At 73.3% G+C, this 21,076-nt stretch carries 17 protein-coding genes; 11 read left to right on the forward strand and 6 right to left on the reverse strand.

Annotation, left to right across the window (positions count from 1 at the left end; translation table 11 throughout):
- Positions 1 to 27 precede the first annotated feature (27 nt).
- From DBP14_RS21590 to DBP14_RS21605, 4 genes are all read right to left on the reverse strand, one after another.
- Positions 28 to 1,074, reverse strand: a complete 1,047-nt coding sequence (locus DBP14_RS21590) for a DNA-3-methyladenine glycosylase (protein WP_129308801.1) — start codon at positions 1,072 to 1,074, stop codon at positions 28 to 30.
- Between the two features lie 68 nt (positions 1,075 to 1,142).
- Positions 1,143 to 2,477 (reverse strand): coenzyme F420-0:L-glutamate ligase, encoded by a 1,335-nt coding sequence (locus tag DBP14_RS21595; protein WP_129308802.1) that lies wholly within the window; start codon positions 2,475 to 2,477, stop codon positions 1,143 to 1,145.
- Positions 2,474 to 3,433 (reverse strand): 2-phospho-L-lactate transferase, encoded by a 960-nt coding sequence (gene cofD, locus DBP14_RS21600; RefSeq protein WP_129308803.1) that lies wholly within the window; start codon positions 3,431 to 3,433, stop codon positions 2,474 to 2,476. Before cofD ends, DBP14_RS21595 begins: the two co-directional genes overlap by 4 nt.
- Positions 3,434 to 3,467: 34 nt before the next feature.
- Complete coding sequence (locus DBP14_RS21605) at positions 3,468 to 3,986, reverse strand: cysteine dioxygenase family protein (RefSeq protein WP_129308804.1); 519 nt, start codon at positions 3,984 to 3,986, stop codon at positions 3,468 to 3,470.
- 646 nt (positions 3,987 to 4,632) lie between these two features.
- Here DBP14_RS21605 and DBP14_RS21620 point away from each other — a divergent pair.
- From DBP14_RS21620 to DBP14_RS21630, 3 genes are all read left to right on the forward strand, one after another.
- Positions 4,633 to 4,896 (forward strand): WhiB family transcriptional regulator, encoded by a 264-nt coding sequence (locus DBP14_RS21620; RefSeq protein WP_003975777.1) that lies wholly within the window; start codon positions 4,633 to 4,635, stop codon positions 4,894 to 4,896.
- Positions 4,897 to 5,090: 194 nt separating this feature from the next.
- Complete coding sequence (locus DBP14_RS21625) at positions 5,091 to 8,822, forward strand: glycosyltransferase (protein ID WP_129308806.1); 3,732 nt, start codon at positions 5,091 to 5,093, stop codon at positions 8,820 to 8,822.
- Positions 8,819 to 10,324, forward strand: coding sequence for a DUF5719 family protein (locus DBP14_RS21630; RefSeq protein WP_129308807.1), 1,506 nt, complete (start codon positions 8,819 to 8,821; stop codon positions 10,322 to 10,324). The genes DBP14_RS21625 and DBP14_RS21630 overlap by 4 nt, the downstream gene beginning before the upstream one ends.
- Positions 10,325 to 10,348: 24 nt before the next feature.
- Here DBP14_RS21630 and DBP14_RS21635 read toward each other — a convergent pair whose 3' ends face one another.
- On the reverse strand, positions 10,349 to 10,801 hold the full coding sequence (locus DBP14_RS21635) for a metallopeptidase family protein (RefSeq protein WP_129312007.1): 453 nt from the start codon (positions 10,799 to 10,801) through the stop codon (positions 10,349 to 10,351).
- A gap of 304 nt (positions 10,802 to 11,105) precedes the next feature.
- Here DBP14_RS21635 and DBP14_RS21640 point away from each other — a divergent pair, with 304 nt between their 5' ends.
- The 8 genes from DBP14_RS21640 (at position 11,106) to DBP14_RS21675 (ending at position 19,922) form a co-directional block, all read left to right on the forward strand.
- The gene (locus tag DBP14_RS21640) at positions 11,106 to 11,528 is read left to right on the forward strand and encodes a DUF3499 domain-containing protein (RefSeq protein WP_129308808.1); all 423 of its coding nucleotides are present in this window, start codon (positions 11,106 to 11,108) and stop codon (positions 11,526 to 11,528) included.
- A 133-nt stretch (positions 11,529 to 11,661) separates the two neighbouring features.
- The gene (locus DBP14_RS21645; RefSeq protein WP_129308809.1) at positions 11,662 to 13,026 is read left to right on the forward strand and encodes a phosphomannomutase/phosphoglucomutase; all 1,365 of its coding nucleotides are present in this window, start codon (positions 11,662 to 11,664) and stop codon (positions 13,024 to 13,026) included.
- A 555-nt stretch (positions 13,027 to 13,581) separates the two neighbouring features.
- Positions 13,582 to 13,752, forward strand: a complete 171-nt coding sequence (locus DBP14_RS21650; RefSeq protein WP_129308810.1) for a Trm112 family protein — start codon at positions 13,582 to 13,584, stop codon at positions 13,750 to 13,752.
- 85 nt (positions 13,753 to 13,837) lie between these two features.
- Entirely contained in the window at positions 13,838 to 14,965 is a 1,128-nt protein-coding gene (locus DBP14_RS21655; RefSeq protein WP_129308811.1) for an SIS domain-containing protein, read from the forward strand.
- 65 nt (positions 14,966 to 15,030) lie between these two features.
- Complete coding sequence (gene manA / locus DBP14_RS21660; protein WP_129308812.1) at positions 15,031 to 16,182, forward strand: mannose-6-phosphate isomerase, class I; 1,152 nt, start codon at positions 15,031 to 15,033, stop codon at positions 16,180 to 16,182.
- Positions 16,183 to 16,314: 132 nt separating this feature from the next.
- The gene (locus DBP14_RS21665) at positions 16,315 to 17,295 is read left to right on the forward strand and encodes a cation diffusion facilitator family transporter (RefSeq protein WP_129308813.1); all 981 of its coding nucleotides are present in this window, start codon (positions 16,315 to 16,317) and stop codon (positions 17,293 to 17,295) included.
- Between the two features lie 464 nt (positions 17,296 to 17,759).
- Positions 17,760 to 19,217 (forward strand): adenosylhomocysteinase, encoded by a 1,458-nt coding sequence (gene ahcY / locus DBP14_RS21670; protein ID WP_129308814.1) that lies wholly within the window; start codon positions 17,760 to 17,762, stop codon positions 19,215 to 19,217.
- 90 nt (positions 19,218 to 19,307) lie between these two features.
- Complete coding sequence (locus DBP14_RS21675) at positions 19,308 to 19,922, forward strand: hypothetical protein (RefSeq protein WP_129308815.1); 615 nt, start codon at positions 19,308 to 19,310, stop codon at positions 19,920 to 19,922.
- Positions 19,923 to 19,966: 44 nt separating this feature from the next.
- On the opposite strand, the gene DBP14_RS21680 is transcribed toward DBP14_RS21675, so the two are convergent.
- Positions 19,967 to 20,962 (reverse strand): RDD family protein, encoded by a 996-nt coding sequence (locus DBP14_RS21680; RefSeq protein ID WP_129308816.1) that lies wholly within the window; start codon positions 20,960 to 20,962, stop codon positions 19,967 to 19,969.
- Positions 20,963 to 21,076 lie beyond the last annotated feature (114 nt).

A 21,076-nucleotide genomic window follows, 5' to 3' on the forward strand; every position in this document is an offset into this window, starting at 1 on the left:
CCCCGGGGCAGCTGAGGTGCAGGGTGGCTACAAGTGGCCGATGTCGCCGACAGGCATGCGGGGGGCCCGGCGCGCCGGAGTCCGCCCGCTCAGCAGGATCAACCGCACGGCCCGATGCCGCTGCCCCGCATACGCCTCCAGCAACCGCAGCATCACCGCGTCATCGGCCCCCCGATCACCCGCCAGCGCCCACCCCACGATCCCCGGCAGATGCAGATCCCCGACCGTCACCGCGTCCGCCGCCCCATGACTGCGCTGCACGACCTCCGCCGACGTCCACGGCCCCACCCCCGGCACGACCTCCAACCGCGCCTGCGCGGCCTCCGCCGGCATCCCCACCGCCTGCTCCAGCCGCGCGGCGACCCGCACGGCCCGCAGGATCGTCGAGGCCCGCTTGTCGTCGACCCCGGCCCGGTGCCACTCCCAGGACGGGATCAGCGCCCAGGTCCGCGCGTCCGGCATCACGAACATCCGCGGCTCACCCGCGGCGCCCACTCCCGCAGGCCCCGGCGCCGGCTCCCCGAACCTCCGCACCAGCGACCGCCACGCCCGGTACGCCTCCACGGTCGTCACCTTCTGCTCCAGCACCGACGGAATCAGCGACTCCAGCACCAGCCCGGTCCGCGTCAGCCGCAGCCCCGGCCGCCGGTGCCGAGTGACCGCCACCAGCCGGTGCCGGGGCACGAACGCGGCGGGATCGTCGGCGGCGCCCAGCAGCTCGGGCAGCCGCTCCAGCAGCCACTCGGCGCCGGGACCCCACGCCTCACCGCGCACCTCACCGCCGTACACGCGCACCCGCAGGGTTCCCGGGCCGGCCGGTGTCCGGCTGGCGCGCCAGACGGAACCGTCGGCCGCCGCCCGGAACGTCGGGTCGCCGGGCCCGCGCCGCAGCGGCCCGAGCACCAGCCCCAGATCCAGCGGCCCGTCGGACACATACGTCCGCGCCCGCGCCGGCCCGGCACCCGCACCCGCCTGCCGCGGTATGCCCCCGGACCCGCCCGCTCCGCCGGGCACGGCGACATGGCCCCCGCGCACCGTCGTACGCGTGGGCCGCGGAGCGAAACGTCCTGCCACGGATGAGTCCCAGGGGTGGGTAGAGGTGTTGCCAGACTAGCGAGACCGCGCGCCGCGCCCGCACCGCTTCACCGCACCTCGATGAACACCCCCGGGTCCCGCTCCGCGCGCGGCCGCGGCTCCTCGGCCGGGTGACCGACCGCCACCGCGCCCATCGGGTCCCAGTCCGCCGGCAGCCGGAGGACCTCGCGCACCACGTCACGGCAGAACATCGTCGACGACACCCACGCCGAGCCGAGCCGCTCGCCGGCGAGGGCGACCAGCAGGTTCTGCACGCCCGCGCCCGCCGCGACCACGAACATCTCCCGCTCGGCGCCGTCCCGCCGCGCGTCCCCGTACGTGTGCGCGCCGTCCATGACGAGGCAGGGCACGACCAGGTACGGCGCGTGGCGCAGCACGTCGCCGCGCCGGACGCGCTTGGCGACGGCCTCCTCGCTCTTGCCGTCCCGCCGCAGGTCCGCGATCCATGCGTCCCGCATCGCGTCGAGCAGCCGTACGCGGGACTCCTCGGACTCCAGGAGGACGAACCGCCACGGAGTGGTGTGGTGCGGGGCGGGCGCGGTCACGGCGGCGGACACGGCCCGGCGTACGGCGCCGGGGTCGACGGGCTGGTCGGTGAACGTCCGTACGGTCCGCCGCTGGGCGACCGCCTCCCGGACCGCCTCGGAGGTGCCGAGCCGGAACATGTCGCCCCGCGCGGAGCGCACGAGGGCCCGCGCCCCCTCGTCGTCGGCCCCGTCCTGCGCGACCACGTGGGGCAGGCCGCGCACCACGGCCACCGGCCGCCCGGTCGCCTTGCCCTTGACGAGGTCCCCGGCGGCGGCCAGCTCGTCCGCGGTGGCGACGATGGTGGCGCTCAGCGGATTGCCGTACGCGTCCGTGCCGCCGCGCAGGTCGTCCAGCACGCGCACGCCCGCGGCGCCGATCGCCACGTCGGTGAGGCCCGCGCGCCAGGGCCGCCCGAAGGTGTCGGTGACGACGACGCCGACGCGCACCCCGAGGATGTCCCGCAGGCCGTCGCGGATCGCGCGCGCGGAGGCGTCAGGTTCCTCGGGCAGCAGCAGCACGGTGCCGGCCGGGGTGTTGGAGGCGTCGACCCCGGCGGCGGCCATGACCAGGCCCTGCCGGTTCTCGACGATGCGCAGCGTGCCGCGCCGGGCCACCACCCGCACCGTCTCGGCGTCGATCGCGGCCTCCCGGTCGGCGGCCTCGACGATCCGGCCCTCCGCCTTGGACACGATCTTGGACGTGACCAGCACCACGTCCCCGTCGGCGAGGCCGGGCTCGGCCCCGGCGATCAGCTTGGCAAGGTCGTCCCCGGGCCGCACCTCGGGCAGCCCGGCCGGGGCCCAGACCCGGTACTCGGGCTGCTCGCCCGCCCCGCTGGTGGCCGCCGTGCTCATACGCCCCGTACCTCCTCGGCCAGCGCCAGCGCCTCGCGGGCCATCTGCGCGGTCGCGTCCACGTCGGTCATCATCAGCGGAACGGCCCGGCAGCGGATGCCGTCCGCCTCGACCCGCTCGACCACGCCCGCGTCGACGGTGTCGACGAGCCAGCCGTCCAGCAGCCCGGAGCCGTAGTGCTCGGCCACCGCCGCGGCCGTGGACTCCACGCCGACGGCGGCGAGCACCTTGTCGGCCATGCCGCGCACCGGGGCGTCCCCGACGATGGGGGACAGGCCGACGACCGGGACGCCCGCCTCGGCGATGGCCTCCCGGATGCCGGGCACGGCGAGGATGGTGCCGACGGAGACGACCGGGTTGGACGGCGGGAAGAGGATGACGTCCGCGGCGGCGATGGCCTCCAGCACGCCGGGCGCCGGCTTGGACTGCTCCGCGCCGACCGGTACGACGGCCTCGGCCGGCACCGAGGCCCGCAGCCGGACCCAGTACTCCTGGAAGTGGACGGCCTTGCGCTCCCCGTCCACCTCGACCGCCACGTGCGTCTCCACGCGGTCGTCGGTCATCGGGATCAGCTTCACGCCCGGCTTCCAGCGGTCGCACAGCGCCTCGGTGACCGCGCTCAGCGGATATCCGGCGCCCAGCATCTGCGTGCGCACGATGTGCGTGGCGAAGTCCCGGTCGCCGAGCCCGAACCAGTCCGGGCCGGCCCCGTAGGCCGCCAGCTCCTCCTTGAGGTGGAAGGTCTCCTCCGCCCGCCCCCAGCCCTGCTCCTCGTTGATGCCGTCGCCCAGCGTGTACATCACCGTGTCGAGGTCCGGGCATACCTTCAGCCCGAAGAGGTGGATGTCGTCGCCGGTGTTGCCGATGACCGTGACGTCCGCGTCCGGCACGGCCCGCTTCAGACCGCGCAGGAAACGGGCACCGCCGATGCCGCCTGCCAGAACCACAATGCGCATGGCCCCAAGTCTGGCAGGCGGGTACGACAACGTGTCAGGCGGACACCGGCCGCGCCGGGGCGCCGGGCGCGGTGCGGGCCTCGCAGTGCGGGGAGGTGTGCATCGGCATCTCGGTCAGGCCCGGGTAGTACACGTGCAGGCTGACGGCCGGCTCCAGCGAGTCGTTCACCACCTCGTGCACGTACCCCGGCGCGAACACGCGCTGGGCGCCGGCCGCCAACGCGCGCGTGCCGCGTTCGGTGCGCTCGGTGAGCGTGCCCTCCAGGACGGTGAGGACACCGGAGGAGCGGCCGTGGTCGTGGAGCCCGCTGCCCTGCCCCGGCACCCAGGACAGCAGCCACACCTCGTAGCCGGGGCCGGTGCGCAGCCGGTGGTACCAGCGCGTGGTGGCGTCGTACTGGACGAGGTGCGCCCACTGGGCGCGGTCGGCGGCGACGGCGCGGGCCAGTCCGGCGAACTCGGCCACGGTGGCCGGATGCTCGCGCGGGGGCTGGAGCAGGTGCGGGACTTCGAGGATGTCGCCGGCGATCTGAAGGTCGTTGTCGCTGTTCATGGGGTGCTGTGATTCCTCGGCGGAGAGCGGGGCCCCGGGGCGGCGGGTTCTGCGGGGGCCGGACGGAGGGTTCTGCGAAGGAGGGAACGACCGAGTCACGCAACAGGACTCGGGGACGGCCGGAGCGGTTCGCTCAACAGCCGGTACAGCGACAACACAGACAGCGCGACCGGGCAGCACCGTGGGACCCGGCGGTGCGGGTCGAGGTGAGTGCCAAGTTCGCGAGCATGCCCACTAGGACAGCGGTTCACACCCGCACTGTCAACTCCACGCCGGGATGTGGGACAGGGTTCACCTCATCAGGTTCATCTGTCAGGTGAAAGGTTTGTTCACTCGCCGACCGGGACACATGGCGTCCATCCGAGCGCTCATGCCTCGCGGAACGTGATCGAACGCGCGGGCGTCCTTCTTCGTACAGAGATCTGTGCGAGGACCGGTGGCCCTGCGGGCCACGGCTGCGTGTCAGGGTTTATGGCGATTTGAACACTTTCCGCATGGCCTTGGTTCCGCAGAGTGAATAACGGGCCCAATAGCAGATCTCGGCTTGACTCGCCCGGAGCAGCACACTTGTAATTTCACTCGTGTCGTTCAGCCGAAATCGGTAACGGCCAGGCACGGGGACGCGAAAGACAGACGAGGGGCGCACATGACCGAGCTGGTGCAGCAACTGCTGGTCGACGACGCGGACGAGGAACTCGGCTGGCAGGAGCGCGCGCTGTGCGCCCAGACCGACCCCGAGTCCTTCTTCCCCGAGAAGGGCGGCTCCACCAGAGAGGCGAAGAAGGTCTGCCTCGCCTGCGAGGTGCGCTCCGAATGCCTCGAGTACGCCCTCGCCAACGACGAGCGGTTCGGCATCTGGGGCGGTCTGTCCGAGCGGGAGCGCCGCCGGCTGAAGAAGGCGGCCGTCTGAGCCGCCGACCGGCACAAACTTCGCGAACAGCCCGTCGCCCATGGGTTATCCACAGGCGGCGGGCTGTTGTCGTGCGCGGCCGATAGTGTGGTCGCTCGTCCGAGACGCCTCACCGTCCCCTCGACGCACACGCACGACGCACGAGGAGAGGGAACGCGTCCACCGCAGTCCAGCGAACCGGGGCCCGTACCTCGATGTCCGTGCACAGCCAAGCGGCCGCCCATGACGGAGCCGCCACCCCAGAGTCCCCGCGTCATGTGGTGACCGCGGTCCTCGTCGCGCACGACGGCGCCCGCTGGCTCCCCGACGCGCTCGCCGGGCTGCTCGCCCAGGAGCGCCCCGTCCAGCACGCGGTCGCGGCCGACACCGGCAGCGCGGACGACTCCGCCCAGCGGCTCACCGAAGCCCTCGGCGACGGCAACGTGCTGCACCTGGCCCGGCGCACCGGCTTCGGCCAGGCCGTCGAGGAGGCCAACCGCACGGCACCCCTCCTCACCCCGGAGGAACTGCCGTACCTCAAGCGCCCCAGCGGCTGGGACCCCGTCACCCGCTCCTGGCGCGACGACGCCTACGACATGCCCGAACTGCCGTACGGCGAACCCATCCAGTGGCTCTGGCTGCTGCACGACGACTGCGCCCCCGAACCCGACGCCCTCGCCCAGCTGCTCCGGGTCGTCGACACCGAACTCGAACTCGGCCGCGACGACGTGGCCGTCGTCGGCCCCAAACTGCGCGGCTGGTACGACCGGCGGCAGCTGCTGGAGGTCGGCGTCTCCATCGCCAACTCCGGCCGCCGCTGGACCGGCCTGGACCGCCGCGAACAGGACCAGGGCCAGCACGACCACGTCCGCAGCGTGCTGTCCGTCTCCACCGCCGGCATGCTCGTCCGCCGCGACGTCTTCGAACAACTCGGCGGCTTCGACCGCCGGCTGCCCCTCATGCGCGACGACGTCGACCTGTGCTGGCGCGCCCACGCGGCCGGCCATCGCGTCCTCATCGCCCCCGACGCCGTCGTCCGGCACGCCGAGGCCGCCTCCCGCGAGCGCCGCACCGTCGACTGCGTCGGCCGCACGGCGGCCTCCCCGCACAAGGTCGACAAGGCCGGCGCCGTCTACACCCTCCTCGTCAACGCCCGTACGGCCGCCCTGCCCTGGACGCTGTTCCGGATCGTCGTCGGCACCCTCCTGCGGACCGTCGCCTACCTCGTCGGCAAGGTCCCCGGACAGGCCGTCGACGAGATCCGCGGCCTGCTCGGCACCCTGCTGCGGCCCGAACGCGTCATCGCCGGACGGCGCAGCCGCGGCACCCCCCAGATCGACAAGGACGAACTGCGGCAGCTGTTCCCGCCGCCCGGCGCGACCATCCGCGCCACCGTCGAACAGGCCGCCGGCAGCCTCTTCGGCGGCTCCGACACCGAACTGGCCGCGGCCGGCCGGCACGGCGGCGCCATCGAGTCCGGGCCCGGCGGCGACGACGCCGACTTCCTGGAGATCGAACAGTTCGCCCGGCTCAAGCGGATCGCCCGCAAACCCGGCCCCGTGCTGTTCCTCACCCTGCTGCTCATCTCGCTCGTCGCCTGCCGCGCCCTGCTCGGCGGCGGCGCGCTCGCGGGCGGCGCCCTGCTGCCCGCCCCGGCCGGCGCCGGCGACCTGTGGTCCCGCTACCTGGACGCCTGGCACCCCGTCGGCGCCGGCGGCACCCCCTCCGCGCCCCCGTACCTGGCCGTCGTGGCCGCCCTCGCCTCGCTGCTGTTCGGCTCCACGGGACTCGCGGTCACGGTCCTGCTGGTCTGCTCGGTGCCCCTGGCCGGCTGCACCGCCTACTTCGCCTCCCGGCCGCTCGTCACCTCCCGGCTGCTGCGCGCGTGGGCGGCCATCGCCTACGCCTTCCTGCCCGCCACCACCGGCGCCCTCGCCGACGGCCGCATCGGCACCGCCGTCCTCGCCGTCCTGCTGCCGCTCGTCGCCCGCGCGGGCATCGCCGCCGCCGGACTCACCCGCTCCTCCGGAGGCCGCGGCAGCTGGCGCGCCACCTGGGCGTACGCGCTGCTGCTGACCATCACCACCGCGTTCACCCCGATCGTCTGGCCCCTCGCGCTGCTCCTCGGCCTCGGCGTCCTCGTGCTGCGCCGCACCGACCCCGTCGCCCACGGCCTGCGGTTCCTCGCCCAGCTCGGCACCCCGCTGCTGATCCTCGCGCCCTGGTCGCTGACCCTGCTGCCGTTCGGCTTCTTCGAGCAGGCCGGCCTGGAGTACGGCTCCTCGGCCGCCTCCGCCACCGACCTGCTCGGCGCCAGCCCCGGCGGCCCGGGCACCGTCCACGGCCTGATGCTCATCGGCATCGTCCTCGCCGCCCTGGCCGCACTCCTGCGCTCCGAACGGCAGCGGGCCGTGCGGACCGCCTGGGCCGTCGCCCTGAGCGGCCTGGTCTTCGCCGTCCTGTCCAACCACTCCACGTGGGCCGGACCCGCCACCCTCGTCTACGGCATCGCCCTGCTGGCCGCCGCCGCGCTCGGCGCCGACGGGGCCCGCTCACGCGTCGCCGAGCAGAGCTTCGGCTGGCGGCAGCCGGTGGCCGCGCTGATCGCCTTCGCCTCGGCCGCGGGCCCGCTGCTCGTCGCCGCCGGCTGGATGCTCGGCGGCGCCGACGGCCCCCTGGAGCGCCGCGACCCCTCCCAGGTGCCCGCCTTCGTCGCCGAGGACTCCACCACCGCCGACCGGGCCCGCACCCTCATCCTCGACAGCGACTCCACCGCGCGCGTGCGCTACAGCCTCGTCCGCGGCTCCGGCGCCCGCATGGGAGACGCCGAACTCGCCGCCGCCGACGGGCGGAACGCCAGACTCGACAAGATCGTCGCCAACCTCGTCGCCGGCTCCGGCGCCGACCAGGCCGGCCAGCTCGGCGGCTTCGCCGTGCGCTACGTCCTCGTCCACAAGGGCGCGCCCCGCGACATCACCCGCGTCCTGGACGCCACCCCCGGCCTCAGCCGGCTCAGCCAGCAGCGCGGCGGCGCCCTGTGGCGCGTCGACCAGCAGGTGTCCCGCGCGACCATCGTGCCCGCCGGCGGCTCCGGCACCGCCCGGTCCGTCGCGGCCGGGCCCGTCGCGATCCACACGACGATCCCGGCCGGCGCGAACGGCCGCGTCCTGCGGCTCGCCGACAGCGCCGCCCCCGGCTGGACCGCCACCCTCGACGGCAAGCCCCTGCCCCGCACCACCGTCGACGGCTGGGCCCAGGGCTTCGAACTGCCCGCGAACGGCGGCACCCTGGACATCTCCTACGACGACCCGATCGGCCACACCGCCTGGCTGTGGGCGCAAGGCGCGCTCGCCGTCGTCCTCGTCGTCCTCGCCCTGCCCGGCCGGCGCCGCGACATCGACGACGACCTGCCCGAGGAGCAGCCGCTGCCCGCCCAGGCGACCGAGGGCGAGGGCCGCCGCGCCCGCCGTCTGCGCGCCCAGGCCGAGGAGACGGCCGTGCCGGAGCAGCCCACGGAGGCGCCCGAGGGCGGCCCCGCCCCCGCCGAGCAGGAGGCCCCGGCCGCCGCCGTCCCGCAGCAACAGCAGTACGGCGACTGGGACACGAGCGGCTACTACGACAGGTACGGCACCGGCCAGTACCCGGCCGCGGGCCAGTACGAGAACAGCGGCCAGTACGAGAACACCGGCCGCTACGAGAACACCGGCCAGTACCAGGACGCCGGGCAGTACCAGCCCCAGGGCGGCTACGACCAGCAGGCGTACCAGGCCGATCCCTACCAGGCCGACCCGTACCAGGCGGGCTCCTACGACCCGTACGCCTACGGCGGCACGGCCGGGCAGCCGCCGTACGGCCCCGCGGCCTACCAGCAGGGCTACGACCCGGAGTACGACCCCGCCCAGCACCCCCACGGCACCGGCCAGCGCCCCGACGGGAGCCAGCAGTGAACCGCACGACCCTGTCCCTGATCGCCGGCACCGCCGCGCTGGCCGCCGTCACCGCGTTCGCCGCGCTCGACCCGCCCGCCGCGTCCGGCGCGGCCCCCGCGGCGGCCGCCCGGCTCCCCGTGGAACGCACCAGCCTGCTCTGCCCGGCGCCCAGCATCTCCGACATCGCCGAGACCGCGTACACCTCGTTCACGCCCGACACCTTGGGCACGGACAGCAGCGGCAAGGCCGAACTCCAGGCCGCCGCCGAGCAGTCCGCGGACGGCACGGGCAACTCCCGGAAGGACAAGGGCGGCAAGGGGAAGGCGGACAAGCCGGTCCTCGCTCCGAAGAAGCCCGGCACCCCGGCCACCGGTGACAGCTCCGGCTCCGACGCGCCCGCGCTCCTCGGCACCGCCGACGGGAAGTTCGCGCCCGGCTGGACCGTCCAGGAGACCACCGAGGTCGCCGCCGGCACCGGCCGCGGCCTCCTCGGCGTCAACTGCACCGAGCCGGACACCGAGTTCTGGTTCCCCGGCGCCAGCACCTCGGCCGACCGCACCGACTACGTGCACCTCACCAACCCCGACGACTCCGCCGCCGTCGTCGACATCGAGCTGTACGGCAAGGACGGCGCGATCAAGTCCCCGGTGGCGGAGGGCCTCACCGTCCAGCCGCACAGCAGCGAGCCGGTCCTGCTCTCCACGCTCACCGACGAGAAGCAGACCGACCTCACCGTGCACGTGAGCGTGCGCAGCGGGCGCGTCGGCGCGTCCGTGCAGGCCCTGGACGACAAGGGCGGCGGCGACTGGCTGGCCGCCGCGGCGGACCCGTCCCCCGACCTGGTGCTGCCCGGCATCCCCAAGGACGCCACCGACGTCCGGCTGATCGCCTTCACGCCCGGCGACGCCGACGCCGACCTGAAGGTCCGCCTCGCCTCGTCCGACGGCCTGCTCACCCCGGCGGGCAACGAGACCCTGCACGTCAAGTCCGGTATGACAACAGCGGTCGACCTCCACGACCTCACCCGCGGCGAACCGGGCTCCCTGGTGCTCGCCCCGACCGACCAGGACGTGCCGGTGGTGGCCGCGCTGCGCGTCGTCCGGGGCAAGGGCGCCAAGCAGGAGACCGCCTACATCCCCGCCACCGCGCCCGTCGGCGCCCGCGCCACGGTGGCCGACAACAGCGCCAAGGGCTCGACCCTGTCGCTGACGGCCCCCACCGGCACGGCCCGGGTCAAGGTGACGGCGTCGGCGGGCAGCGAGGGCGGCACACCGGTCAGCAGGACGTACACGATCAAACCCGGTACCACGCAGAACATCGACGCCCCGTCCCCGGCCTCTCTCAAGGGCACCTACGCCCTCACCGTGGAACCTCTGACAGCGACTCCCGTCTACGGCGCCCGCACCCTGTCGGCGACGGAGGAGGGCGTGCCGGGCTTCACCATCCAGACCCTGCCCAGCGACCGGGGGACGGTCGCGGTGCCGAAGGCGGAGGAGGATCTCTCGGTGCTGCAGAAGTAGGCCCGCGCGAATGGGGGAGGGGGCTCAGTCCTCGCCGTAGCGCGGGTCCACGGTCTCCGGAGTGAGCCCCAGCAGCTCGGCGACCTGCTCCACGACGACCTCGTGCACCAACGCGGCCCGCTCGTCCCGCCCCTTGGTCCGGATCTCCACCGGCCGCCGGTACACGACCACCCGCGCCCGCCGGCCCTCCCGCGCGGGCACCACCCCGCCGAGCGGCACGGCCTCGTCGCTCCAGGTCTCCGACCCCCGGCCGGCCGGCCGGGGCACCTCCAGCACCACGAAATCGATGTCGGCGAGCTGCGGCCAGTGACGTTCCAGGCGCTCCACGGAGTCCTGGACCAGGTCGGCGAACACCTCGGCCCTGCTGGCCGCCAGCGGCACCTGCGGCGGCGCGATCGGCCCCCGCATGCCCCGCCCGTGGCGATCACGGCGGCGGGGCCCCGGGCCGGCGGGAGGGGGCGGTACACGGTTGTCCATCACTGGTGAAGCGTAGTCCCCGAGCGGTCCGCCCGCCCGGCTGCACACGGCGACGCGCCCCGGTCCGCACGGCGACCGACCGCTGCTCAGCTCTGTCATGAGATGACCATTCCGGCCAACGTCTGGCTCGTTTCCGTAACCCTCCCAGACCGGCAACCTCAAGGCAATTGACGGGATTTGTACCGGATCATGACCGAAGGCAGCCCCGTACGAGATCCCGCACAATCCCGTAGACGCAGGTCAGCAGGGCGTGTTGGGGGCTGTGTGTGGGCCGTTTCACAGGGCGACACGGTGGAGTGACCTGGTGGAGAGTCGTCGCGGCCCGCTCAAGAGTGCGGTACCGTCCAACGTCGTGAGCCCTGTACGTCGCTGTTCGCGCACCGCCTGCGGCCGACCCGCCGTCGCGACGCTGACGTACGTCTACGCCGACTCGACCGCGGTCCTCGGCCCGCTCGCCACCTACGCCGAACCCCACTGCTACGACCTGTGCGCCGATCATTCCGAGCGCCTCACCGCCCCCCGCGGCTGGGAAGTCGTACGGCTCCTCGACGGCTCGGCGCCGGCCCGGCCCACCGGCGACGACCTGGAGGCGCTCGCCAACGCCGTGCGCGAGGCGGCCCGCCCCCAGGAGCGGGTGGCCGAGGCGGGCGGCGGCGGACGCGGCGCGGACCCCATGGAGGTGGCCCGCCGCGGCCACCTGCGCGTCCTGCGCTCCCCGGACAACTGAGACCGGACGACTGAGACCGGGCAACCGGGACCGGACAACCGACCGGACACCGCACCACGGTGGTCCCTCCGCCGCGCTCTTACCCCTTGCGGGTAGTTTGTGGGCACCCATAGGACATTCAGGAGGGTTGGCCGTGGCTGCAGATCTGTCGCAGATCGTGAAGGCGTACGACGTGCGCGGAGTGGTCCCGGACCAGTGGGACGAGTCACTGGCCGCACTCTTCGGAGCCGCCTTCGCGCAGGTGACCGGAGCGGCGGCGATCGTCGTCGGCCACGACATGCGGCCCTCCTCGCCCGGCCTGACCCGCGCCTTCGCGCGCGGCGCGGCGGAGCGGGGCGTCGACGTCACCGAGATCGGCCTCTGCTCGACCGACCAGCTCTACTACGCGTCGGGCGCGCTGAACCTCCCGGGCGCCATGTTCACCGCCTCCCACAACCCCGCCCGGTACAACGGCATCAAGATGTGCCGCGCCGGCGCGGCCCCCGTCGGCCAGGACACCGGCCTCGCCGAGATCCGCGAACTGGTCGAGGGCTGGCTGGAGTCGGGCGCCCCCGAGCCGGCCGCGGAACCCGGAACGCTCACCACCCGCGAGACGTTGAACGACTACGCGGAGCACCTCCGCTCCCTCGTCGACCTGACGTCCGTCCGCCCCCTGAAGGTCGTGGTCGACGCGGGCAACGGCATGGGCGGCCACACGGTGCCCACGGTCTTCGTCGGCCTGCCCCTGACCCTCGTCCCGATGTACTTCGAACTGGACGGCACCTTCCCCAACCACGAGGCCAACCCGCTGGACCCGGCCAACCTCGTCGACCTGCAGAAGCGGGTTCCGGCGGTGGGCGCCGACCTGGGCATCGCCTTCGACGGCGACGCCGACCGCTGCTTCGTCGTCGACGAGCACGGCGACCCGGTGTCCCCGTCCGCGATCACCGCGCTCGTGGCCGCGCGCGAACTGGCCCGCAACGGCGGCTCCGGCACGGTCATCCACAACCTGATCACCTCGCGCACCGTCCCCGAGGTCGTCAGGGAGAACGGCGGCACCCCGGCCCGCACCCGCGTCGGCCACTCGTTCATCAAGGCCGAGATGGCCCGCACCGGCGCGATCTTCGGCGGCGAGCACTCCGCCCACTACTACTTCAAGGACTTCTGGAACGCCGACACGGGCATGCTGGCCGCCCTCCACGTCCTCGCGGCCCTCGGCGGCCAGGACGGCCCCCTGTCCGCCCTCGTCGCCCAGTACGACCGCTACGCCGGCTCCGGCGAGATCAACTCCACCGTCGCCGACCAGGCGTCCCGCCTCGCCGCGATCCGCGCGGCCTACGAGAACCGCGCCGACGTCACCCTGGACGACCTGGACGGCCTCACCGTCTCCGCCCCCGACTGGTGGTTCAACGTCCGCCCCTCCAACACCGAGCCCCTCCTCCGCCTCAACGCGGAAGCCAAGGACGAGGCCACAATGACCAAGATCCGAGACGAAGCCCTCACGATCATCAGATCCTGACCCAGGCCCCCCTCCGAGCCGCCCCCGGGCGTTTCAGCACCTCTCGACCCACCGAGCCGCCCCCGGGCGTTTCAGCACCTCTCGACCCTCCGAGCCGCCCCCCGGGCGTTTCAGCACCTCTCGACCCACCGAGCCACCCCCCGGGCGTTTCAGCACCTCTCGACCCTCCGAGCCGCCCCCCGGGCGTTTCAGCACCTCTCGACCCTCCGAGCTGCCCCCCGGGCGTTTCAGCACCTCTCGACCCACCGAGCCGCCCCGCCCCCGGCCTTTCAGTGCCTCTCGACCCACCGAGCCACCCCGCCCCCCGTCCTTTCGGCACCTCTCAGCCCATCGAGTCGCCCACCCACCCCGCTTTTCGGCACCTCTCGACCCACCGAGTCGGGTGGTGGGTGGGCACAGGTCGGGGGTCCAGGGGGCGGAGCCCCCTGGTGGGGGAGCGGAGTCCGCCGAGCCCGACCGCACCGGCCCCGCCCAACCCCGCCGCCCCACCCCCACCAGCGGTACGCTGACCAGCACATCCGCACGACAACGCCGTACGCCCCGAAGGGACCCCTCATGCCGCTCGAAGCCGGCCTCCTGGAGATCCTGGCCTGCCCGGCCTGCCACGCCCCCCTGAAGGAGCAGGACACGGAGCTGATCTGCACCGCCCAGGACTGCGGCCTGGCATACCCCGTCCGCGACGGCATCCCCGTCCTCCTCGTCGACGAGGCCCGCCGCCCCGCGTAAGCGGAGACGCCCGCCGCAGCCCCGCAGGGGGCCGCCCGCGAACCGACGACGCACTCAGGATCCCGGCGACCGGAGGCTGCCGCCCATGCTCGACGAATCGCTGCTCGACACCCCGGACGACCTCGCCGAGGCCGACCGCCGAGGTCTCCTGCGAGGCGCCGCGGAGGCCGGCGCCCGCGTCCGCACCGCCGCCCGGCACGCCACCGAGGCCGGCGTCGGCAGCCTGAAGCCCGACGGCCGCCCCCGCGCCGTCCTGATCGCCGGCCCCGGCGCCGCCGCCACCCACACCGCCGACCTCCTCGGCACCCTCGCCGGCCCCGGCAGCCCCGTCACCCGTCTGGCCCCCACCGGCGTCGCCCCGGCCGCGGGCGCCCTGCGCTGGGAACTCCCCGGCTGGGCCGGCTCCGTCGACCTCCTCCTGATCGCCACCCCCGACGGCACCGAACCCAGCCTCGGCCTGCTCGCCGAGCAGGCCTACCGCCGCGGCTGCTCCGTCGCCGCCGTGGCCCCGGCCGGCACCCCGCTCGCCGAGGCCGTCGCCGGCGCGCACGGACTCTTCGTACCGATGGCGACGGCGCCGTACGACCACGAGGAGCCCCTCGCCGCCTCCTCACCCGGAGTCTTCTGGGCCCTGCTCACCCCGCTCCTCGCCCTCCTCGACCGCATCGGCCTGCTCACTGCTCCGCCCGAGGCGCTGGAGAGGGTCGCCGACCGCCTGGACCACATCGCCGAGGGCTGCGGCCCCGCGATCGCGACGTACAGCAACGCGGCCAAGACCCTCGCCGCCGAACTCGCCGACGCGCTCCCCCTCGTGTGGACCGAAGGCGCCTCGGCCGGCCCCGCCGGCCGCCGGTTCGCCGACGCCCTCGCCGAACTCGCCGGCCGCCCCGCCGTCGTCGCCGAACTCCCCGAAGCCCTCGCCGCGCACGGCGCCCTGCTCGCCGGCCACCTGGCCGCCAGCGCCGACCCCGACGACTTCTTCCGCGACCGCGTGGAGGAGGCGCCGGCGCTGCACGCGCGCGTGGTGCTGCTGCGCGACCGCCCGATCAGCGGCCTCACCGCCGCCTCCGCCGCCCGCGAACTGGCCCTCAGCCACGACACACCGGTCAGCGAACTCGAACCGGAGGAGGGCGGCGAACTGGAGACCCTCGCCGAACTGATCGCCGTCACCGATTTCGCCGCCGTTTACCTGGCGCTCGCCTCAAGGGCCTGACCTGGCTCCGGGCGACCGGCACCGGCGCCCGCCGAGCACCGTACGTACGGAGACTGAGAAGCCACATGGACCGCCTCGACAACACCGTCCGCCCCTACGCCTGGGGTTCCCCCACCGCCATCCCGCAGCTCCTCGGCGTCGAGCCGACCGGCGAACCGCAGGCGGAGATGTGGCTGGGCGCGCACCCGGGCGCACCCTCCCGCACCGCGCGCGGGACGCTCGTCGAGGTCATCGAAGCCGATCCCGAGCGCGAACTCGGCGCGGCCGCGGTCGCGAAGTTCGGCCCGCACCTGCCGTTCCTGTTCAAGATCCTCGCCGCCGGCGCCCCCCTCTCCCTCCAGGTGCATCCCGACCTGGAACAGGCCAAGGAGGGCTACGCCGAGGAGGAGCGGCGCGGCATCCCCGTGGACGCACCGCACCGCAACTACAAGGACGTCAACCACAAACCCGAACTGATCTGCGCCCTCACCGAGTTCGACGGCCTGTGCGGCTTCCGCGACCCGCTGGCGACGGCCGCCCTGCTCGACGGACTCGGCGTGGCCTCCCTCAAGCCGTACGCCGACCTGCTGCACGCGCACCCCGAGGAGGCGGCCCTGCGGGAGGTCCTCACCGCCGTCCTCACCGCCGACTCCGCCGAGATGGCCCGAACGGTCACCGAGACCACCGCCGCCTGTGCGCGCCTCGGCGGCGACTACGCCCCGTACGCAGACCTGGCCCACCACTACCCGGGCGACCCCGGCGTCATCGCGGCCATGCTCCTCAACCATGTCCGCCTCCAGCCCGGCGAGGCCCTCTTCCTCGGCGCCGGCATCCCGCACGCCTACCTCACCGGACTCGGCGTCGAGATCATGGCCAACTCCGACAACGTCCTACGCTGCGGCCTGACCCCCAAGCACGTCGACGTGCCCGAACTCCTGCGCGTCGTCCGCTTCGAGGCGAGCGACCCGGGCGTGCTGCGCCCGGAGGCCTCCCCGGACGGGGAGGAGGTCTACGAGACGCCGATCGACGAGTTCCGGCTCTCCCGGTACGTCCTCCCCGCGGGCGGCACCACCCACGACGTCACCCTGGACACCCCACAGATCCTGCTCTGCACCGCCGGTGCCGTCCGGGCCGGCGAACACGACCTGACGCCGGGCCGGTCGGTGTTCGTCCCCGCCGGTGAGAAGGCCGAGGTGTCGGGCGAGGGCACGGTCTTCCGCGCCACTGTGATCGTATGACCGGGGTTGTGGACACCTGACGCCCCGCGGGCCGGCCGGGCTGCAAGAATGGCCCACCGGCCCCGGCAAAGGCTGGGCAAAGACGACCGCCGCACGGCGTGGACGGACGAGGCGAAGGGACAACGCGGACAGATGAGCGCGTCAGGCGGTACCAGGGCGATCGTGGCGGCACTCGGCGCCAACCTCGCGATCGCGGCATCGAAGTTCGTGGCGTTCGCGTTCAGCGGCTCCTCGTCGATGCTCGCCGAGGGCGTCCACTCGCTCGCCGACTCCGGCAACCAGTTCCTGCTGCTCATCGGCGGCAAGAAGGCCCAGCGCGAGGCGACCCCCCAACACCCCTTCGGCTACGGCCGCGAGCGCTACATCTACGCCTTCCTCGTCTCGATCGTCCTCTTCTCCATCGGCGGCATGTTCGCCGTGTACGAGGGCTTCGAGAAGATCCGCCACCCGCACGAACTGGAGCACTGGTACTGGCCGGTGGGCGTCCTCGCCTTCGCGATCATCGCCGAGGGCTTCTCGTTCCGCACCGCCATCAAGGAGTCCAACGAGCTGCGCGGCAAGCTGTCCTGGGCGCAGTTCATCCGCCGCGCCAAGGCACCCGAGCTGCCCGTCGTCCTGCTGGAGGACTTCGGCGCCCTCATCGGTCTCGTCCTCGCCTTCGGCGGCGTGGGCCTGTCCCTGCTGACCGGCGACGGCGTCTGGGACGGCATCGGCACCGTCTGCATCGGCGTCCTGCTCGTGCTCATCGCCCTCGTCCTCGCCGCCGAGACCAAGTCCCTGCTGCTCGGCGAGGCCGCCGGCGCCGACGTGGTCCAGCAGATCGAGACCGCGATGGTCGACGGCGACACGGTCACCCGCATCATCCACATGCGCACGCTCCACCTCGGCCCCGAGGAGCTGCTCATCGCCGCCAAGATCGCCGTCCGGCACGACGACACCGCCACCGAGGTCGCCCAGGCCATCGACGCGGCCGAGGCGCGCGTCCGGGCCGCCGTCCCCATCGCCCGCGTCATCTACCTGGAACCGGACATCTACAGCGAGGCCGAGGCCGCCAAGGGCCCCGACCCGGAGGCCACCCCGGGCGGCCCGGTCCCGCACCCGGCCGACCACTGAGCCCCGACCCCGGCCCCCGCTCCGCCGATCCCGAGCCCGATGCCGGTGAGGACCAGCACCCCACCGCCGAGCAGCCCCACGACCAGCAACAGCACGGGCCCGTGGCCGTCCGTCACCTTCCCCCGCACCGCCGACACGGGCACCGTCCCACCGTGATCGGACGCGAAGAAAGTAGCGGCAGTCCACCTGGAAGCCGGCGCGGACCCTCGCTCGATCGGTGGGAACTGTCCGGAGGCGGACTGGGGGCGTCGGCGTTGTCCGGTGTAGCTTGGGACGGAGCCAGACGTCGCTGCTGATGGCGGTCGGGCGGTCCCGGTGCGGACCGGCCGAGGGAGAGAGGGCCTCCGACGGACTGCGCTGCGCGTACGTGGGCATGCCTGTGTCCTCTTCCCGGGCACCCCTGTGTCCGCCGCCGCGCAGACCAGCCGTACCCACCTCGCCCCAATCCCGAGGAGCAGCTCGCAATGACGACTGTCGACAGCCGACAGGACTTCAAGGTCGCCGACCTCTCCCTGGCCGCGTTCGGCCGCAAGGAGATCACCCTCGCCGAGCACGAGATGCCCGGCCTGATGGCGATCCGCAAGGAGTACGCCGAGGCCCAGCCCCTTGCCGGCGCCCGCATCACCGGCTCCCTGCACATGACCGTGCAGACCGCCGTACTCATCGAGACCCTGGTCGCGCTCGGCGCCCGCGTCCGCTGGGCCTCCTGCAACATCTTCTCCACCCAGGACCACGCGGCCGCCGCCATCGCCGTCGGCCCGAACGGCACCCCGGACAACCCGCAGGGCATCCCGGTCTTCGCCTGGAAGGGCGAAACCCTGGAGGAGTACTGGTGGTGCACGGAGCAGGCGCTGACCTGGCCCGACAGCGCCACCGGCGGCCCGAACATGATCCTGGACGACGGCGGTGACGCCACCCTCCTCGTCCACCAGGGCGTCGAGTACGAGAAGGCCGGCGAGGTCCCCTCCGTGGACACCGCCGAGTCCGACGAGCACCGCGTCATCCTCCAGCTCCTCCACCGCACCCTGGGCGAGAACCCCCAGAAATGGACCCAGCTGTCCTCCGAGATCCGTGGGGTGACGGAGGAGACGACGACGGGTGTGCACCGCCTGTACGAGATGCAGCGTGACGGCGTCCTGCTGTTCCCGGCGATCAATGTCAACGACTCGGTGACGAAGTCGAAGTTCGACAACAAGTACGGCTGCCGGCACTCCCTGGTGGACGGCATCAACCGTGCGACGGACGTCCTGATCGGCGGCAAGACGGCCGTGGTGTGCGGGTACGGCGATGTCGGCAAGGGCTGTGCGGAGTCGCTGCGGGGTCAGGGCGCCCGGGTGATCATCACGGAGATCGACCCGATCTGCGCGCTGCAGGCGGCGATGGACGGCTACCAGGTGACCACGCTGGACGAGGTCGTGGAGACGGCCGACATCTTCGTGACCACGACGGGCAACAAGGACATCATCCTGGCGTCGGACATGGCGCGGATGAAGCACCAGGCGATCGTGGGCAACATCGGTCACTTCGACAACGAGATCGACATGGCCGGCCTGGCGAAGATCGACGGGATCGTGAAGGACGAGGTCAAGCCGCAGGTCCACACGTGGACGTTCCCGGACGGCAAGGTGCTCATCGTGCTGTCGGAGGGGCGTCTGCTGAACCTGGGCAACGCGACCGGTCATCCGTCGTTCGTGATGTCGAACTCGTTCGCGGACCAGACGCTGGCGCAGATCGAGCTGTTCACCAAGCCCGACGAGTACCCGATCGGTGTGTACGTGCTGCCCAAGCACCTGGACGAGAAGGTCGCCCGGCTCCACCTGGACGCACTCGGCGTCAAGCTGACCCGGCTCCGCCCGGAGCAGGCGTCGTACATCGGCGTCGAGGTCGACGGCCCCTACAAGGCGGACCACTACCGCTACTGAGCAGCCGTTCCGAGACAGGCCCCCGCACCCCCGTGCCGGGGGCCTGTCCCGTTGGCCGGACCGACAGCCCCGTCAGAACCCAGGACCCCCATGCCCCGCGGCCGCTATTCGCTCTACGATCCGCACGATCACACCCCCTTCGCAGAAGAGCACTTCCAGTGCGCCCCCGGCCCGTCCGGCTGGCGCTACGTCTCGAAGCTGACCACTCCCGCGGGCGACCACCGCGGCTCCGTCGACCTCGCCCTCGACGACCTCGGCCGCCCCATCCGCCTCGAACTGCACGCGGGAGGCTGGCAGGTCCGAGGCGCCGCCCTCGACGGCGTCACCTGGGTCCGCACCGACCCCACCGGCACGGATGCCACGGAAGGCAATGTGCGCGCCCACGCCTTCACCGGCACCTCCCCCGCGTTCCTCGTCGCCACCGCCCGTCTTCTGCGCCTCACCTCCTCCTCCGCCGCGACCCGCGTCCGCCTCGTCGCCTTCACGGACCCCGTCCTCGCCCCCCGCACCGTGGACCAGTCCTGGGCTCTGGTGGACAGCGAAGCACACGCCACTGACAACGCCCCCCTGACCGTGGATGAATACCAGGTCACAGCCCTGGACACGGGCGAACGGCACACCGTCCACATCGCCGGGGACGTGGTCCTGTCGGCTCCCGGAATCGAGCTGGAGGACCTCGAGTCACCACCGTCGGGACTCACCTGAGCCCAGGCGACCCGCCTGCCCGCAGGTCGCCGGGCCGCACCCGCCTACGCCGGCGGCACGAACCCGGTCGCCGGGCGCCCGGACACCGACTCGTCAGGCGCCGCCGACTCGGCCCCGGCCATCGGGAGAGGAGAGGGGGCCGGCTGGTGCTCTGTGGGCGCCGGTTGCACCGGCGGCGCTTGCGGCACCTGGGGCATTTGCGGCGCGTAGGCAGGGGGCTGCGCGGGATGAGGGGGCTGCGCGGGATGGACAGGAACCGCCGGAGCCATCCCCGCGACGGCCGGGCCCACGCCCGTGCCGAACGTCCGCCGGACCTCACGGGCCTGCCGCTCCTGCACGACGGCCGCGAGGAAGGCGGCGGGATGCTCACCCTGCGGCACCTGGGCACCGGTGCGTGCCGCGAGATCCGCGGCGAACCGCTGGGCCATGCCCCACGCCACCTGCGGATCCAGCTGCCCCATCCGTGTCAGGTACTGCCGGACGGCCAGCCACAACCCGTCCGGCACCGCCGACAGGTCCAGTTGGGAGTAGCGCCCGGCGAGCCACGGCGGGGGAGGAGGAACGAACGCCGCCGGCCCGACGGGAATCCGCTCACGCACCACCAGGGTGCCGGCGAAGACGTCCCCCAGCCGGCGCCCGCGCGCCGACACCAAGGAGGCGATGGAGGCCACGACGCCGAACGTCATGACGATCTCCACCATGCCGATCGCACCCCGCACCAGCGCATGACGGAAGCGGATCGGCCCGCCGTCGTCCCGCACCACGCGCAGGCCACAGGCCACCTTTCCCAGCGAGCGCCCATGGCTGAGCGTCTCCACGGCGATGGGCCCGCCCACCAGGACCAGCAGGAAGGCGGCGATCGACACCGCGATCTGGGCGGCGTCGTCCAGGGACGCGGTGGCCGCCAACAGGCCCACACTCACGGCGATGTACGCGAGCACGGTCACGATCAGATCGAGCAGGATCGCCAACGCCCTGCTCGGAAACTGGGCAGGCCTCAGTTCGAGCGCCACCGCCTCGCCCGTCACCAGCTCGCTCACGCCCGCCCGCCCTTCCCCTGGTATGCCCCGAGAACCGCAAGTCTGCCAAGCTGAGGGCGCACCGCGCGCCGGTGCGACAAGCTGACAGCACCACAAGCATCCACGACGAGCAGT

It is taken from the genome of Streptomyces sp. L2, assembly GCF_004124325.1.
Classification (GTDB): domain Bacteria; phylum Actinomycetota; class Actinomycetes; order Streptomycetales; family Streptomycetaceae; genus Streptomyces.